Source organism: Microbacterium sp. bgisy207, from assembly GCF_965345035.1.
In the GTDB taxonomy this organism is placed as follows: domain Bacteria; phylum Actinomycetota; class Actinomycetes; order Actinomycetales; family Microbacteriaceae; genus Microbacterium.
In genome coordinates, this window is the sequence record NZ_CBDRMG010000002.1 from 260,851 (window position 1) to 275,904 (window position 15,054).

The 15,054-nt window shown below is 68.0% G+C and carries 14 protein-coding genes, 1 tRNA gene and 1 pseudogene; 9 read left to right on the top strand and 7 right to left on the bottom strand.

Translation table 11 applies throughout. The features are described 5' to 3' along the window. Nucleotides 1-8: 8 nt before the first annotated feature. On the bottom strand, nucleotides 9-1,547 hold the full coding sequence (locus tag ACSGC5_RS02935) for a SulP family inorganic anion transporter (protein ID WP_434969113.1): 1,539 nt from the start codon (nucleotides 1,545-1,547) through the stop codon (nucleotides 9-11). A 153-nt stretch (nucleotides 1,548-1,700) separates the two neighbouring features. Here ACSGC5_RS02935 and ACSGC5_RS02940 point away from each other — a divergent pair, with 153 nt between their 5' ends. Further along, nucleotides 1,701-2,054 (top strand): MerR family transcriptional regulator, encoded by a 354-nt coding sequence (locus ACSGC5_RS02940; RefSeq protein WP_434969114.1) that lies wholly within the window; start codon nucleotides 1,701-1,703, stop codon nucleotides 2,052-2,054. Between the two features lie 58 nt (nucleotides 2,055-2,112). Next, nucleotides 2,113-4,506, top strand: a complete 2,394-nt coding sequence (locus tag ACSGC5_RS02945) for an acyltransferase family protein (RefSeq protein ID WP_434969115.1) — start codon at nucleotides 2,113-2,115, stop codon at nucleotides 4,504-4,506. Between the two features lie 48 nt (nucleotides 4,507-4,554). Here the strand turns inward: ACSGC5_RS02945 and ACSGC5_RS02950 are convergent, their stop codons facing one another. The 3 genes from ACSGC5_RS02950 to ACSGC5_RS02960 form a co-directional block, all read right to left on the bottom strand. Continuing rightward, nucleotides 4,555-4,899: a histone-like nucleoid-structuring protein Lsr2 gene (locus ACSGC5_RS02950; RefSeq protein ID WP_434969116.1), complete on the bottom strand. Its 345-nt coding sequence runs from the start codon at nucleotides 4,897-4,899 to the stop codon at nucleotides 4,555-4,557. 88 nt (nucleotides 4,900-4,987) lie between these two features. Beyond that, nucleotides 4,988-5,836, bottom strand: coding sequence for a response regulator transcription factor (locus ACSGC5_RS02955; RefSeq protein ID WP_434969117.1), 849 nt, complete (start codon nucleotides 5,834-5,836; stop codon nucleotides 4,988-4,990). Nucleotides 5,837-6,050: 214 nt separating this feature from the next. After that, entirely contained in the window at nucleotides 6,051-6,392 is a 342-nt protein-coding gene (locus ACSGC5_RS02960; protein ID WP_434969118.1) for a methylated-DNA--[protein]-cysteine S-methyltransferase, read from the bottom strand. Nucleotides 6,393-6,791: 399 nt separating this feature from the next. Between ACSGC5_RS02960 and ACSGC5_RS02965 the strand changes: the two genes are divergently transcribed. Together ACSGC5_RS02965 and ACSGC5_RS02970 are read left to right on the top strand one after the other, a co-directional pair. Next, nucleotides 6,792-10,472: an AAA family ATPase gene (locus ACSGC5_RS02965; protein WP_434969151.1), complete on the top strand. Its 3,681-nt coding sequence runs from the start codon at nucleotides 6,792-6,794 to the stop codon at nucleotides 10,470-10,472. Beyond that, nucleotides 10,459-10,653 carry a hypothetical protein gene (locus ACSGC5_RS02970; RefSeq protein WP_434969119.1) on the top strand — a complete coding sequence of 65 codons (195 nt, stop codon included), beginning with the start codon at nucleotides 10,459-10,461 and terminating at the stop codon, nucleotides 10,651-10,653. The genes ACSGC5_RS02965 and ACSGC5_RS02970 overlap by 14 nt, the downstream gene beginning before the upstream one ends. 154 nt (nucleotides 10,654-10,807) lie before the next feature. Here ACSGC5_RS02970 and mscL read toward each other — a convergent pair whose 3' ends face one another. Beyond that, on the bottom strand, nucleotides 10,808-11,233 hold the full coding sequence (mscL, locus tag ACSGC5_RS02975; protein WP_434969120.1) for a large conductance mechanosensitive channel protein MscL: 426 nt from the start codon (nucleotides 11,231-11,233) through the stop codon (nucleotides 10,808-10,810). Nucleotides 11,234-11,248: 15 nt separating this feature from the next. Between mscL and ACSGC5_RS02980 the strand changes: the two genes are divergently transcribed. After that, entirely contained in the window at nucleotides 11,249-11,425 is a 177-nt protein-coding gene (locus tag ACSGC5_RS02980; protein WP_434969152.1) for a hypothetical protein, read from the top strand. A gap of 14 nt (nucleotides 11,426-11,439) precedes the next feature. Here ACSGC5_RS02980 and ACSGC5_RS02985 read toward each other — a convergent pair. Further along, nucleotides 11,440-11,580, bottom strand: a pseudogene (locus ACSGC5_RS02985) (FmdB family zinc ribbon protein); the annotation flags it as partial. A 28-nt stretch (nucleotides 11,581-11,608) separates the two neighbouring features. After that, nucleotides 11,609-12,205: a 5-formyltetrahydrofolate cyclo-ligase gene (locus tag ACSGC5_RS02990; RefSeq protein ID WP_434969121.1), complete on the bottom strand. Its 597-nt coding sequence runs from the start codon at nucleotides 12,203-12,205 to the stop codon at nucleotides 11,609-11,611. Between the two features lie 116 nt (nucleotides 12,206-12,321). On the opposite strand from ACSGC5_RS02990, the gene galU reads away from it, so the two are divergent. The 4 genes from galU (at nucleotide 12,322) to ACSGC5_RS03010 (ending at nucleotide 15,035) form a co-directional block, all read left to right on the top strand. Then, nucleotides 12,322-13,209: a UTP--glucose-1-phosphate uridylyltransferase GalU gene (gene galU, locus ACSGC5_RS02995; protein ID WP_434969122.1), complete on the top strand. Its 888-nt coding sequence runs from the start codon at nucleotides 12,322-12,324 to the stop codon at nucleotides 13,207-13,209. 25 nt (nucleotides 13,210-13,234) lie between these two features. Next, nucleotides 13,235-13,864, top strand: coding sequence for a GNAT family N-acetyltransferase (locus tag ACSGC5_RS03000; RefSeq protein WP_434969123.1), 630 nt, complete (start codon nucleotides 13,235-13,237; stop codon nucleotides 13,862-13,864). Between the two features lie 85 nt (nucleotides 13,865-13,949). Further along, a complete protein-coding gene (locus tag ACSGC5_RS03005) occupies nucleotides 13,950-14,909 on the top strand; it encodes a large exoprotein (protein ID WP_434969124.1) in 960 nt (319 codons plus the stop codon). 53 nt (nucleotides 14,910-14,962) lie between these two features. Beyond that, a tRNA-Ala gene (locus tag ACSGC5_RS03010) sits at nucleotides 14,963-15,035 on the top strand. Nucleotides 15,036-15,054 lie beyond the last annotated feature (19 nt).

The window sequence follows — 15,054 nt, forward strand, 5'->3', positions numbered from 1 at the left end:
GTCCACCCTCAGTGCCCGCTGCCGAGACCGCCCGACAGTCGACCGTGGAAGTTCGTGGTCGCCTCGTTCATCCCCTCGAGGATGACGCGCTTGCCCCGCTGTTCATACTTCGTGACGACGGCATCCAGGGCCGCCACCGTCGACGCATCCCAGATATGCGAACGGGACATGTCGATGATGACGCGGTCGGGGTCGTGCGAGTACTCGAACTGCGTCGTGAGGTCGTTGCTCGAGGCGAAGAAGAGTTCGCCGTCGACGGTGTAGCGCACCGTGGGGACGGATGCCTCGGCATCGGTCTCACGTCGGACCTCGACGAAGTGCGCGACGCGACGCGCGAACAGCACCATCGCCGCGATGACTCCGGCGATCACGCCGATCGCCAGGTTGTGGGTCCACACGGTGATGACGACGGTGATCAGCATGACCGCGGTCTCGCTCTTCGGCATCCGTCGCAGGGTCGAGGGGCGGATGCTGTGCCAGTCGAAGGTCGCGACCGAAACGACGATCATCACAGCGACCAGGGCCGCCATCGGAATGACCGCGACGATGTCGGCAAGAACGAGCACGAGAATGAGCAGGAACACCCCGGCCAGGAACGTCGAAATCCGCGTGCGTGCGCCGGACGCCTTGACGTTGATCATCGTCTGCCCGATCATCGCGCACCCTCCCATGCCGCCGAACAGGCCCGACAGGATGTTCGCGCCGCCCTGCCCGAAGGCCTCACGTGTCTTGCGGGAGTGGGTGTCGGTGATGTCGTCGACGAGCTTGGCGGTCATGAGGGACTCGAGGAGACCGACGACGGCCATCGCGAGAGCATAGGGCGCGATGATCTGCAGGGTCTCGAGCGTGAGCGGCACGTTCGGGATGAACAGGCTCGGGAGGCTGTCGGGCAGGTCACCCTGGTCGCCGACGGTCGGGATGTTCATCGCGAAGACCACCGCGGCGGCCGTCAACAGCACGATCGCCACCAGCGGCGCCGGTACGACCTTCGTCCACAGCGGCATGAGGTACATGATCAGCAGGCCGACACCGACCATCGGGTAGACCAGCCACGGGACATCGATCAGCTGCGGGAACTGTGAGGTGAAGATGAGGATTGCCAGCGCGTTGACGAAGCCGACCATGACGCTGCGAGGGATGAAGCGCATGAGCTTGGCGACGCCCAGGGCCGCGAACGCGATCTGGATGAGTCCGCCAAGGAGCACGGTCGCGATCAGGTAGTCCACGCCGTGCTCGCGTGCGACCGGCGCAATGACGAGGGCGATCGCTCCCGTCGCCGCGGTGATCATCGCGGGCCGGCCGCCGAGGAAGGCGATCGCGACAGCCATCACGAACGACGAGAACAGACCCAGTCGCGGATCCACGCCCGCGATGATCGAGAAAGCGATCGCCTCGGGAATGAGCGCGATCGCCACGACCAGACCCGCGAGCACCTCGCGGGTCAGCAGTCTCGGGCTGCGCAACGCTTGCAGCACCGTGGGCTCGATCCGGTAGCGAGCGGCGGGGTCGGGGGCGGGCAGAGCGTCGGTCACAGCACTCCTCGGCATGATGGAGGACGCGGCGCATCGCGTCGTCACCGCCGTCGGGCGGCAGGGAGAATGGGTGAAGTGGTCTCGCAGAACGCGAACCGTGATCGACTCTACCGTAACGTGAGAGTTAAGGACGAGATGGCAGCCGGAGGACCCGTGGGCTCCGAACGAATGATGCACATCGGCGAGGTCGCCGAACGCACGTCACTCTCGTTGCGGACGCTGCGGCATTACGACGAGATCGGGCTGGTCGTCCCGAGTGGGCGTACAGAGGGCGGGTTCCGGCTCTACACCGAATCGGACATCGCCCGGCTGATGCTGATTCGCCGGATGAAGCCGCTGGGCTACAGCCTGGAGGAGATGCGGGACGTTCTTCACGCGTTCGATGGCGCCGCCTCGGGGTCGGGCGCCGCCGACACGGGTCGGCTGCGTGCGATTCGTGACGCCGCGCTGGAGCGGAAGCAGCGCCTCCAGGAGCAGGTGCACATGGCCGATGAGTTTCTCGCTCAGCTCGACGCGCTGTGAGACTCTCGCCTCGTGCCGACGTGAGAGCGCTCCCATAGACTGAGCGACAGCTCTCGCCATGACTCCTGAACCTCCTCTCGCCTCCCCACCGCGCCGCGACATCCAAGGCTTGCGTGCCCTGGCCGTCCTCGCGGTCGTCGGCGCGCACGCGGTCGGATGGCCAGCCGGCGGATTCGTCGGCGTGGATGTCTTCTTCGTCATCTCGGGCTTCCTCATCACCGGGATGCTGCTTGCCGAGTGGAGTACCCACGGGCGGGTGTCATTGGCGGGGTTCTACGCGCGGCGGGCACGCCGCATCCTTCCGGCAGCGCTCGTGACCCTCGGGGTCGTCACCGGAGCAGCGTTCGTCGTCTTCAACAGCGTGCGTGCCGACCAGACGCTGTGGGATGCCGTGGCCGCGGCGCTGTTCGTCTCGAACTGGCGCTTCGCGGCCGAGGGCACCGACTATTTCCATGCGGCGGACGCGATCTCGCCGATTCAGAACTTCTGGTCGCTGTCGGTCGAGGAGCAGTTCTACCTCGTCTGGCCCGGCTTTCTCGTGCTTCTGCTGTTCGTGGTGCCGCTCTCCGCGCGGCGACGGTGGCCGGCGCGCGTGGTCGTTGCGCTCGCCGCGGCAGCGGTGGCGACCGCATCCTTCGCGTGGGCGCTCATGCAGACGGACATGCAGCCGACCCTCGCCTACTTCTCGACACTGACGCGGGCGTGGGAACTGGCCGCGGGTGCGTTCCTGGCTGCCGTTGTTCCGCTGTTGGCGCGCATTCCCCGGCCTGTCGGCGTGCTCCTCGGGTGGCTGGGAGTTGTCGGAATCGTCGTGTCCGTGGGAGTGATCGAGCCCACGTCGGACGCATTCCCGGCGCCCTGGGCGGCGCTCCCGGTAGCGGCGACCTGCCTTGTGCTGGCGGGAGGCGTCGGGGGCGATCCGCGCCAGCGCCACCTGTTCCCTCTCTCGAATCCGGTGATGGTCTTCATCGGAGACATGTCGTACTCGCTCTACCTGTGGCACTTCCCGGTCATCGTGTTCGCGGCGACGGTGCTGCCGGCATCCGAGGAGCAGATCTGGATCGTGCTCGCCGCCATCGCCGTGCTGAGTCTGGCGTCGTACTTCATCGTCGAGCAGCCGCTTCGGTACGCCCCGTGGCTCGGGGGACGGATGCCGGGAGCTGCCCCCGCCACGGGTGCCGGTGCGTTGGCGAGCGAGCCGCCCCGGGTTCCGGCCGCGCCGGTCGCGCGCCCGGCCGCGGCGACCGCGCGACCGGCCGCGGCGACGAGGCCCGCGGGCTGGACCCCCGGAAGTCGGTATTTCCCGGGCAGTCCGCGGTCAGCGTCACCGCAGGCCGCCCCTGTCACTGCGCCGGTGGTGCCGCCCGAGCCGGTGCCGCCGCGCGCGGGGGCACCGGCGAGGGATCCCGCATCCGCTCTCGAACCGACGGCGGCTGCAGGGCGAGCCTGGCGCGAACGGTTCGGCGCTCAGATCTTCCTCGCCACGGCTGGTCTGGTCGCCGTCAGCCTCGCCGCGGCGACGTGGGTGTACTCGGCGTCCGGGGCCGGGCCTGTCATTCAGCCTCCCGCGTTCGCTGCCCCCGCAGCTCCGCTGTTGGCCGAGGACCCGACGGCGCAGCTTCAGGCTGATCTGGCCGCGGCGGTAGCGGCCTCGACATGGCCCGAGCTTCATCCGTCGCTGGACGAGGTGATGGCGCAGTCGTCCGGCGCGAACCCCGCGCATGACTGCTTCTCGCCGGAGGTGACGCCAGATCCCGCGGCGTGCACCTGGGGAAGTCGTGAGGCGCCCGTCCACCTGTATCTCGTCGGTGACTCCGCCGCGATGGCATATGCGCCGGCTCTGCGCGCCATCGCCGAGAGCAGCGGCGGCCAGATCCGTTCCACCACCATCGGGCTCTACGGATGCCGGTTCACCGACGTGCTCGTCCAGAACGACGGTGAAGGCATCATGGCGGCGTGCGAGGAACGCAAGGCGCTCGTGCAGCGGGCGATCGTGGCGGATCAGCCCGCGGCGGTCATCGTGTCGAACGCGTTCACGCTCGGGCGCTCGACGGCAGGCGAGGACCTCTCGGCGGAGGAACTTGTCGCGTCCACACAGGCCGAGGCGGCGTCCTACGGAATGCCGGGACGGATCGTCTACCTCGCCCCGCCTCCCCAGGGGGTGAATCTCGGCGCATGCTACTCACCGCTGTCGTCACCGTTTGCCTGCGCGTCCGCGGTCGATGACACCTGGAAGGCGCTGTGGTCAGCGACGGTAGCCGCTGCCGCAGCGTCGGGGGACCATTGGATCGACGCGCTCCCCTTCACCTGTTGGGAGGAGATCTGCCCGGCGTTCGCGGGGACCCTTCCGATCAGGTATGACCAGACACACCTGACGGTCCCCTACGCGGAGCACATTTCCCCTTACCTCACGTGGGTGCTTCAGGAGCAGGGGGTCATCCCGCACGGCTGAGCCGCAGCGCCACACCGCGGCCGCGGCGACGGGGCGTTCATCGTGTGGTCAGGTGGCTGCGTTATAAGCCTCGAGCACGGATGCCGGAACGCGGCCCCGCTCAGAGATGGCGTAGCCGTTCTCCTTTGCCCAGGCGCGAACGGCGGCGTAGTCCTGTTGCCCGGAACGGCGGCGCTTGCGCCCCGATGTCGACGCGCTGTGCGACGCCGACACACGGCGACCAGCCGAAATATACGGTGCCAAGGATTCGCGCAGGGCGGAGGCGTTCGCATCGGTGAGATCGATTTCGTACGCGATGCCGTCGAGGGAGAACGTCACTGTGTCTCCCTCACCGACCTCCAGAACGGTTCCATCAAGGTCATCGACGAGTTGATGAACGATTTTTCGTGCCATGGAACAACTCTATTGGGTCGGTATCGGAAATTCGCAGGTTGCGCCGGTGGGCCGCCGGGAATTCGTCGTCGGTAACGGCGGAGAGAATTCAGGGAAGAATTCCCGCGCGACGGGCTTTCGTGACAGCCGCGTGTCGGGTCGACACATCCAGCTTCGACATCGCCGCCTGCAAATAGGACTTCACGGTGGCTTCCTTGAGGCCCAGCGTCGAGGCGATCTCGGCATTGGTCGCGCCGACAGCGACGCTCGCGAGAACATCGATTTCTCTGGGGGACAGACGCACGTCGGACGGTGCAGCCGTCGCGTCCGCCGTGAGCGCGGCGAGCTTCCTTTCGAGTGCTGCCAGTCGTTGCTTCACCGATTCATCGGAAATGGATGCCGCGATGCTTCGGATTTCCGCATAACTCTCGCGCAATTCCTCGCGAGCAGCGCTGCCGATTGCTGCCGGCTCGGGCGTTGCCACCAATGACAGTCGGCGCGCGATCTCTGCATTTACGCGCAACTCCATGGCGAGCGACTCGGCAACGGTGAACGCCGATCGCGCGACGACATCACCCACCGGGGATTCGCTCCACGAGCCGCAATAGAGCACGCCTCGGGCGTGGCCGTCGACCATGACAGGAACAGCGAACAGTGTTGAGATTCCTTCGCCGAGAACGGCGCGATCGTAATCGTGGGTGATTCCGCGTGCCGTGCGGTAGTCGATCGTGAGCCGCGCCCGCTTCTCGACCAGCGCCCGACCTCCCAAGCCCCGCTCCGGTCGCACGACCAGACCGGCGAGGGAACGAGTGCGGGTGCCCGCGGTCGCCGTCACCGGCAGCAGGCCATCGGCGGTCAGCCCGCCGAACGCAATCGGAAACTTCGTGGCAAGAGGCAGGCGCGCCACCGCACGAGCAAGAAGATCATGCTCCGCATCGATGGGGTGTGCGATGACCACGTCGACCGCCTCGTGTCGGGACGACTGATGCCGTTCAGGACACCACTGTCGCCGAAGTTCCGTAGCGATGAGGCTACCATTCGCGCCTGGCGCGGGGACGCTCCCACTCGCACCTCGCACGGGGACCCCCGGCGCCCTGCCGGAGGTCCCTTCGGTGGCGCCGGCCTACACGGCGCCACCGGCCTGCGCGCTCCTCCTGTCGCGATCCGCGCCCTCACACGCCGGACTCGAAATCGAGGAGGAAACGCTTGGTTTCGGGGTGACCGCCGTACTCTCCGATCGAGCCATCCGCCCGGATGACCCGGTGAACCGGAACAACGATCGAGAACGGTGTCGTCGCGCACGCCGTTCCGACGGCGCGTGCGGCGCGGGCTCTCCCGGCCATGACGGCCACTTCGCCATAGCTGGCGGTCTCGCCGAACGGGATTCGGGTCACCGCTTCGAGAGCCTCACGGGTGAACCCTCTGACCAGTCGCCAGTCGAGAGGGAGGTCGAACTGCGTGCGGCGACCCGCGAAGTACTCGTCGAGCTGGGCGGCCAGCTGCTCCCCGGGCATCCGCGACTCCCACGGTTGGTGCGCGCCCGAGCGCGAACGCGAGAGCTGCCAGGTCGTCTCCGGGATCGTCGTATGACGGATGACAGGAAAGGACGCCCTCGGGGGAGCTGACGATGAGGACATCCCCGAGCGGCGTGGGGTGAAGGAAGTAGGTCGACGGGGTCTGAGCGGGGGGCATGTCTCCATCCTGTTCGCCGATCGGGGACCGGACGACATGGGGGGCTCTCCCGGTGGACAGTCTCGTCGGAACACGCTCGGGGGAGGAACCCCTGACGGACGCGGCGTGTCGCGCAATACCGCAACACTCGTGGGGCGTTACCGGGACGCGCCGAGACGGAGACCTAGTCTGACCGTGTGGTGCGAGCAGAAGGTGGCGTCATCCTCGGTGCCGATGGCGCGATGCGTGCGGTGTCGGTGGACCCCGCCGACCTGACCCTCGCCGACACCGACGCGACGATCGTCCACATCGCCGAAGAGGAACGCGAGAGGTTGCGCGCGCAGGCCGCAGAGTTGGGCGGTCGTTCGCCGCTGCTGCACTTCTCGGACGCTCCCGACGCCGGAATCGAGATCACCAAGGCGCACCCCGGAAGCCTTCCGCAGTTCATCACTGGGCGCTCCACGCTCCTGTCCGGACTTTTCCGAGACGAGGTGGCGCTCGGGACGGCCCGTCGCGCCGCCGAGCGCATCACGACCAAGAACGTCGAGCTGCGCACCGCGCGGGGTATCGACGCCGTGCGTCTGGCCGTGGGTATCGCGTCCTGGCGGATCGGCGGACTGGACTGCGTCGCGCCCGTCCTTCTGCGCCCGCTCGCCATCCGGCGGCACCACACCGACTTCGAACTGAAGCTCCATGGCAGCTTCCAGGTGAATCCCGAACTGCTGCGGGCGATGCGGCTGCACTTCGGCATCGAGCTCGACGGCGACGCGCTGTCAGGACTGGCGTACGACCAGGGCGTCTTCAAGCCGCAGCCGGTAATCGACCACCTGCGGGCCCTCATGGCACAGATCCCGTCGTTCGTCGTCAAGCCCCGACTCGTCGTGTCAACCTTCGTGGACGTCGGTTCGGCCATGGTTCGCGATGCGGCACACCTCGATCACCCCGTGCTCAATGCGCTCGCCGGTCACCCCGCCGATCGCGAGACGGTCACCCTACGCCGCCCCATTCCCGTGATGCCGGGACCCGATGATCGTGTCCCGTCTGCCGACACGCTGCTGCTGGATGCGGATGCCGAACAAGAGGCAGTCCTGGCGCGCATCATCGCCGGTCAGTCTGTCGTCGTGCATACACTCCCGGGAACCGGAGGCACCCAGACGGTCATCAACGCGGTCGGGGCCCTGGTGCGCGAGGGGCGCCGCGTGCTCGTCGTCAGCGCCCGGCGCTCGACCCTCGATGGCGTCCGGCATCGTCTGGCTGGAGTCGGGCTTCCCGGGCTCGCGGTCTCCCCGAGCGAACTGCAACGCGATCTCGTCCGCGCCATCGGGCGCAACGAGAAAGCGGCAGCGCCCAAGGTCGCCGAGATCGATGATGCGCTCGTGCGGCTGCGCACGGTGCTGCGCGACTACCGCTCGTCGCTGGCGGACCGGCACGACGCGCTCGGCACGTCCGTTCTCGACATCCTTCGACAGCTCTCGGCGCTCGCGCAGCGCGAGAATCCCCCGACCACGACGGCGCGCCTGGACATCGAAACGCTCGTGCGGCTCGCGCGCGGTCGTGAGGATGCGGCGGCGAAGCTGGCGTCGGCAGCGCGCCTCGGCGAGTTTCGGATCGGCCCCTCGGATTCCCCGTGGTACGGGGTGAGTTTCGCCACCACCGAGCAGGCGCGCGCCGCGCATGCCCTGGCGGGCAAGCTCCACCGCATGGATGTTCCGCACCTGCTGGAGCGGGGCTATGTTCTGCTCGGGCAGACGCACATGCGTCCGTTCGAGAGCGTCGAAGAGCTCGGCGAGTATCTGCGCCTGCTTCAGGGCATCCGGGACTCGCTCGATCGCTTCAGCCCGACGGTGTTCGAGCGGCCGCTGGGCGACCTCATTCAGGCGCACGCGCCGCGCCGCGACACCTCGACCCTCAGCGGCGCCGACCGCCGCCGGCTCCGTCGTCTGTCGCGCGAGTACGTCCGCCCCGGGGTGCACGTCGGAGACATGTACGAAGCGCTCCTTCGCATCCAGAAGCAGCGTCAGCAGTGGCAGCGGTATGTCGAGGCGAACGTCGTTCCCGACATCCCGCTCGGTCTTGCCGACGTCGCGGTGGCATGGCAGCGGGTGGATGCCGAGCTTGCCGAACTCGACACCGTGCTGGGGCGTTCGGGTGCGCAGGCCCTGTCTGCACTGCCGGTGAAGACTCTCGTTCGCACCCTCGCGGGGCTCGCGGCAGAGTCGGAAGTCTTCGAGAACCTGATGGAGCGCGCAAGCCTGCGAAGTGAGCTGGCGGCGCTCGGACTCGAGCCGTTGCTGCTCGACCTCTCGGTACGGCACGTGCCCGAACAGCAGGTCGCCGACGAGCTCGAGTACGCCTGGTGGCAATCCGCGCTGGAGCACCTGCTGCGAAGCGACCGGGCCTTGCTGGGCGCCAACACGGCCGTGGTCGACCGCCTGGAGCGTGACTTCCGCCTCGTGGACGAAGCACACGCGGCGGCATCCGGGCAGCTCTTGGCAGCTCAGCTGGCGACGCAGTGGCGCGTGGGGATCGTCGATGAGCCCCAGGAGGCTACCGCGCTCAAGCAGGCACTGCGCGAAGGCCGCACGTCGCCGCGCCACCTCATCTCGACGGCGCCGACGCTCATGCGTTCCCTCGCTCCGGTATGGCTCGCGTCGCCGTACGAGGTTCCGGCGATCCCCGACGATCTCGTGTTCGACGTCGTCGTGATCTCGGATGCCGCGTCGCTGAGCCTGACGGAGGCGGCGCCCGCGATCCGTCGCGGCCGGCAGATCGTGGCGCTGGGCGACCCCGTGACGCAGAAGCCGACCGCGTTCCGCGTTGCGGCCGGAACGCCGACCGTCGACGATGAGCCCGAGCATCCGTTCGACGACGCGAGCGTGTTCGAGCGCCTCGCCGAGATCCTTCCCGTCGAGACATTGACCCGCAGCTACCGCGCCGGGGGAGAAGACCTCGCTGAGCTGGTCAACGGCGCGTTCTACGGCGGCGAGATCGTGTCGCTGCCGTGGGCGGGGTCGTACCTCGGGCGAGGCAGTCTCTCGGTCGACTACGTCGAGGGCGGGATCGGTGTCCCCGACCCCGAATCCGGCGCGGTCGAGAGCCCGGATGCCGAAGTCGCGCGCGTTGTCACGCTCGTCGTCGAGCACGCCGTCAACCGCGGATCCGAGTCGCTCATGGTGATCACCGCGAGCGCGAAGCACGCGGCCCGCATCCGTGCCGCCGTGGACCGTGCCTTTGCGGGTCGCTCGGATGTCGCCGATTTCGTCGCGCGTGACTCCGCTGAACCGTTCTCGGTCCTGACGCTCGAGGAGTCCGTGGCCGAGAGCCGCGACCGCGTCATCTTCTCGCTCGGGTTCGGGCTCACGCGGCACGGCCGCGTGCTCAGCGACTTCGGAGATCTCTCGACAGCGGACGGCGAACGGCTCCTGACCGTGGGCATGACGCGGGCGCGCCGCTCGATGGTCATCGTGTCCTGCATCCGTCCCGGGTCCGTGGACGATCGTCGACTGGCGCACGGCGCGGCCTCGCTCATGTCGATTCTCGGCGACGTCGAGCGTCGCGCGCGGGTGACCCGGCGTGAGGACGACGGGGACCCGCTGATGCTCTCGCTCGCGAAAGAGCTCCGACGCCTGGGTGTCGCCGTCGACGTGAACTACCGCGGCCTGCTGCCGTTGGTTGCACATCACCAGGGCAAGGCCGTCGTGGCCGAGAGCGACCCCGAGACGATCGGCGGATCGCTGCGCGAGTCGTTGCGACTTCGGCCCCAGATCCTGCGGCGCCTGGGCTGGCACTATGTGCGCGTGCACTCCTTCGATCTGTACAGCGACCCGGTCGGCGTCGCGCAGCGTATCGCCGGCATCCTCGGCGTCGCGGTCGAAGCGCCGGTCGCCGAGGGTGACACCCAGCCGATCGATGTCGTCGCCTGAAGACCGTCAGCGGGTCGAGCGCGTCCCCGGCTCACGCCGTGCGCGACTGACTCCCGCTCCGGGCACGGATGTCGCCCCCGACGACCCGGATGCCGATGCCGGTCCGCCCTCGACGGCACCGTCATCCGACACCGGCCCCAACGACGACCGCCTGCGCGCCGACGTCCCCCCGCACTACTGACGTCTCCACGCCCCGCCTCGGCGCTGCGACGATCAGCGCCGACCCCACACCTCCCGCGTCGAACCCACAGCCCTCGGACGCAGAACGGTGTGGGCTCGGCGACCTCCGTGTGGGTTCGCGGGGGTGGCTGTGCGGGTTCGCGGGGGTGGCTGTGTCAGGGCTTCGGCGGGGCGGCGTCGTTCTGCTTCTGCAGCAGATCGCGGATCTGGATGAGGATCTCGGCCTCGCTGGGCATGGGTACGGGCTCGGGCGGCATCTGCTCTCGGGCGGCGGCGCGCTCCTTGAGTCGGTTCATCGGCATGACGAACGCGAAGTACACCACAACCGCCACGGCGAGGAAGTTGATGACCGCACCGACGATCGAGCCCCACGCGAATGTCGTGGTGCCGCCCATGAGCGTGGGCACCTCCCAGGTGAGGGAGTTGAGGTTGTCTGCCTGAAAGATGAGGGCGATCAGCGGGTTGATCAGGCCCGCGACGATGGCGTTGACGATGCCGGTGAACGCGGCGCCGATCACGACGGCGACGGCGAGGTCGATGACATTGCCGCGGAGGATGAACTCCCGGAATCCCTTGATCATGGCTATCCCTTGGTGATGGAGCGTCAGCTCGAGCTCGAGGCGGTCGCGGTGCTCGTCGAGGCGCTCGACGCTGACGACGAGCTCGAACTGGACGACGAGCTCGAGCTGTCGGACTTCGAACCCGAGTCCTTCGATCCCGAGCCGCCCGAGTCCTTACCCGCGCCACCGGTCGCGCGCGAGTCGGTGCGGTAGAAGCCCGATCCGTTGAACGTGACCCCGATCGAGCCGTATTCCTTGCGGAGGGCGCCGCGGCATTCGGGGCATTCGGTCAGTGAGGCATCCGTGAACGACTGCACGGCTTCGAATCGGTGGCCGCACTGGCGGCAGACGTAGGCGTACGTGGGCATCGGTTGTCTTTCGGTCGGTACGAGAGTGCTAGCTGTGGGAAAGGGGAAGCTCGACGATCCGCGTGGGGGTCACCACGCCCGTCACCGGCTGGTCGTGCAGGTCCCGCGGAACCTCGGTCACGAGTTCGTCGTCGAAGATGACGGCGTAGACGGGCGGGCAGCGCTCCATGGAGCCGATGGTCTTGTCGAAGTAGCCGCGACCCCAGCCGAGTCGCATCCCCGTCGTGTCGACGGCGGCAGCCGGGATGATCATGAGGTCGACGTCGTTCACCGCGATCGGGCCGAGCAACTCGCCTGTCGGCTCAGGCATCCCGAACAGGCCTTCGACCTCGCTGCCGTCCCGCTCGGCGACGGTCCAGTCGAGCAGTCCGTCGGCGCGGGTGATCGGCAGCAAGACGCGGAGTCCTCGATCGATGGCGGCGTTCACGAACTGGCGGGTACCGGGCTCGCTCGTCGTCGACAGGAAGCACGAGACGGATGTCGCACCGAGTCTGTTCACGAGGGCGTCGAGCTGGGTCCGGATGCCGGCCGCTGCCGTGTCGCGCGCTGCCTCGGACGTCATCTGACGACGCTCTCGCAGGTCGGCGCGCATGGCGCGCTTCGCGTCGGCGATCGCATCGGACATGCGTAGATTCTAGGGTGCGTGGTCGGTGCGGCAGGTTTCGGCCGGTGATGTCGACGGATGACGCCGGGCGCGGCATCCGTCACATGCTGTTCATAGCGGCTCGGTAGAGTGAGGTCATGTCTGATCTCCCCTTCAAGGCAGTTATTCCGGCGGCAGGTCTGGGCACCCGCTTCCTTCCTGCTACCAAAGCCATGCCCAAAGAGATGCTGCCGGTCGTCGACAAGCCGGCGATCCAGTACGTCGTCGAGGAAGCCGCCGCCGCAGGCATCCAGGACGTTCTGATCATCATCGGGCGCAACAAGAACAACATCGCCAACCACTTCGACTCGGTTCCCGAACTCGAAGAGAAGCTGCGTGAGAAGGGCGACGGCAAGAAGCTCGCGGCCGTCGAGCACTCCTCTGATCTGGCCGAGGTCCACATGGTGCGCCAGGGTGAGCCGAAGGGTCTGGGCCACGCGGTGCTTCGTGCGAAGTCGCACGTCGGTAACCACCCGTTCGCCGTCCTGCTCGGCGACGACCTCATCGACGAGCGCGACCCGCTGCTGACCAAGATGCTCGACGAGCACCGTCGCACGGGCGCTGCGATCGTCGCGCTCATGGAGGTCGACCCCGAGCAGATCCACCTGTACGGCTGCGCCGTCGCCGAGCCCACCGACGATCCGGATGTCGTCACGGTGGGGGGTCTGGTCGAGAAGCCGGCCAAGGAGGACGCGCCGTCGAACCTCGCGATCATCGGGCGCTACGTGCTCGCGCCGTCGGTGTTCGAGGTGCTCGAGCACACCGAGCCGGGCAAGGGTGGCGAGATCCAGCTCACCGACGCTCTCGAGGAACTCGCGAAGGACCCGAACGGTCCCGGCGTGCGCGGCGTGGTTTTCCGGGGTCGTCGCTACGACACCGGGGATAAGGTGGACTACATCAAGGCCATCGTTCAGCTCGCGTCCGATCGTGAGGATCTCGGCGCCGAACTGAAGCCCTGGTTGAAGGATTTCGCGGCGACCCTGTAAGCGCCGCCCGGGTCGGAGGGGTCACGTGGATCTGACGTCTCCCCTCCAGCACGGCCCGGTATCGATCCGCCTCGTGCGACCCCGCGACGCCCGCGTGCTCCAGCAGCTGCTGCTGGAGAACCGGTCATGGTTGCGCCGGTGGGAGGCGACCAGTCCCGACGGGCCGGTCTCGTTCGACATGAGACTGAGCATCCGTCGCCTGCTCCAGCAGTACCGGGACGGTTCCGGCGTGCCCTACGTCATGGAGTACGAGGGGCAGTGCACCGGTCAGCTCAACGTGTGGGGGATCGCGCGCGGCTCGCTCGCGTCGGCCACGATCGGGTACTGGATCGCCGAGGAATTCGCCGGTCGCAACATCACCCCGATCTCGGTCGCGCTCGCAACGGACATCTGCTTCCGCGAGCTCAATCTTCACCGCGTCGAGATCTGCATCCGTCCCGAGAACCACGCGAGCCTGCGGATCGTCGAGAAGCTGGGATTCCGGTACGAGGGGTATCGCCGGCGCTACATCCACATCGACGGTGACTGGCGTGACCACTACGCATTCGCACTGGTGCGCGAAGACGTTCCCGAGGGCGTGCTACGGCGGTGGGTGTCGGGGCGGGTGCCCGCGGATGCTGCGACCGTGCCCCCCGAAGACCGGATGCCGGTCTGAGGCTCGTGCGCGATCCCGGCAATCGGGACCGACACACGTCTCGGGCTCCCGGGTTCGAGGGGGCCCGTCGCATACCGTATGGATCATGGACGGGCAAGTACTGGGCGGCGGGGTCATCGTTGCCGTTTCGGTGCTGCTGTGGCTCGTCTACCTCGTGCCGTCATGGTACGAACGTCGTCAGTACGACGCGGCTGAACGCAACGCCGTGCGTCTGAACCAGGCGCTGCGCGTGCTCGCTGAGACGAGCGAGACACCGGATGAGGTGCGGCTCGAACTCAACGCCCGCACGGCGCTCGCGCAGCAGCGGGAAGCCAAGCGCGCGCTCGCCGAGCGTGAGCGTCTGGCAAAGCTCGCGGCTGCGGAACGTGAACAGGCCGCCGTGGAGGAAGCCCGCGCGGATCTCGCCGTCGCGAGGTCGATTCCCGCGGCACGCCGGGCACGCGCTCGCCGTCGGGCACGGCTGCTGACGACGATCGTCGGGGTGATCGCGATCGCCTTCCTCGGGTGGGGGGCCTGGCTGTTGGCGACGACCGGATCGCAGGTCATGCTGTGGTGGTCCGCGGGCATCGTCGCTGTGTGTGCCGCGATGCTCGTGCAGATGGCGCGGGTCTCGTCGCGCGCTGCTGTGCGCTCTCAGACATCAGCGTCCGCCCCGGCCAGAACAGCACCGGCTGTGCAGGATGTCGCGCTTCCCGTCTCGCGCCAGTGGGCGCCGCGCGAGTTGCCCAAGCCGCTGACCGCGGCATCCGGGTCCCGGGCCGCTGCCACCCTGGACGCGGTCGCGGCGCGGGAGGCGCTTCGCCAGGCCGCACTGGACGAGGCCATGCGCCAGCGTGCGGACGCTGCCGCTCCGCCCACGATCGAGCGTGTTCGCGCCGATCGGGAGCGCGCTCGGGCTGCGGCATCCGGAGGTGCGGTCCCGCGCGACGCAGCTGCTGCGCCGTCGAAGCCGGGCGTCGACTTCGCACGCATGGGGTACGTCGACGACGCTGAGATTGAAGCGCACGTTCGCGACCTTCTGAGCCGTCGCGCCGCCAGCGCGTGAGGCGTCTGAACTTCAATCCGCTGCGGCGTGCGTGATAGTGTTACTGGGTTCACGGGCCTGTGGCGCAGTTGGTAGCGCGCTTCGTTCGCAATGAAGAGGTCAGGGGTTCGAATCCCCTCAGGTCCACACCCGGAACCGCGTGATT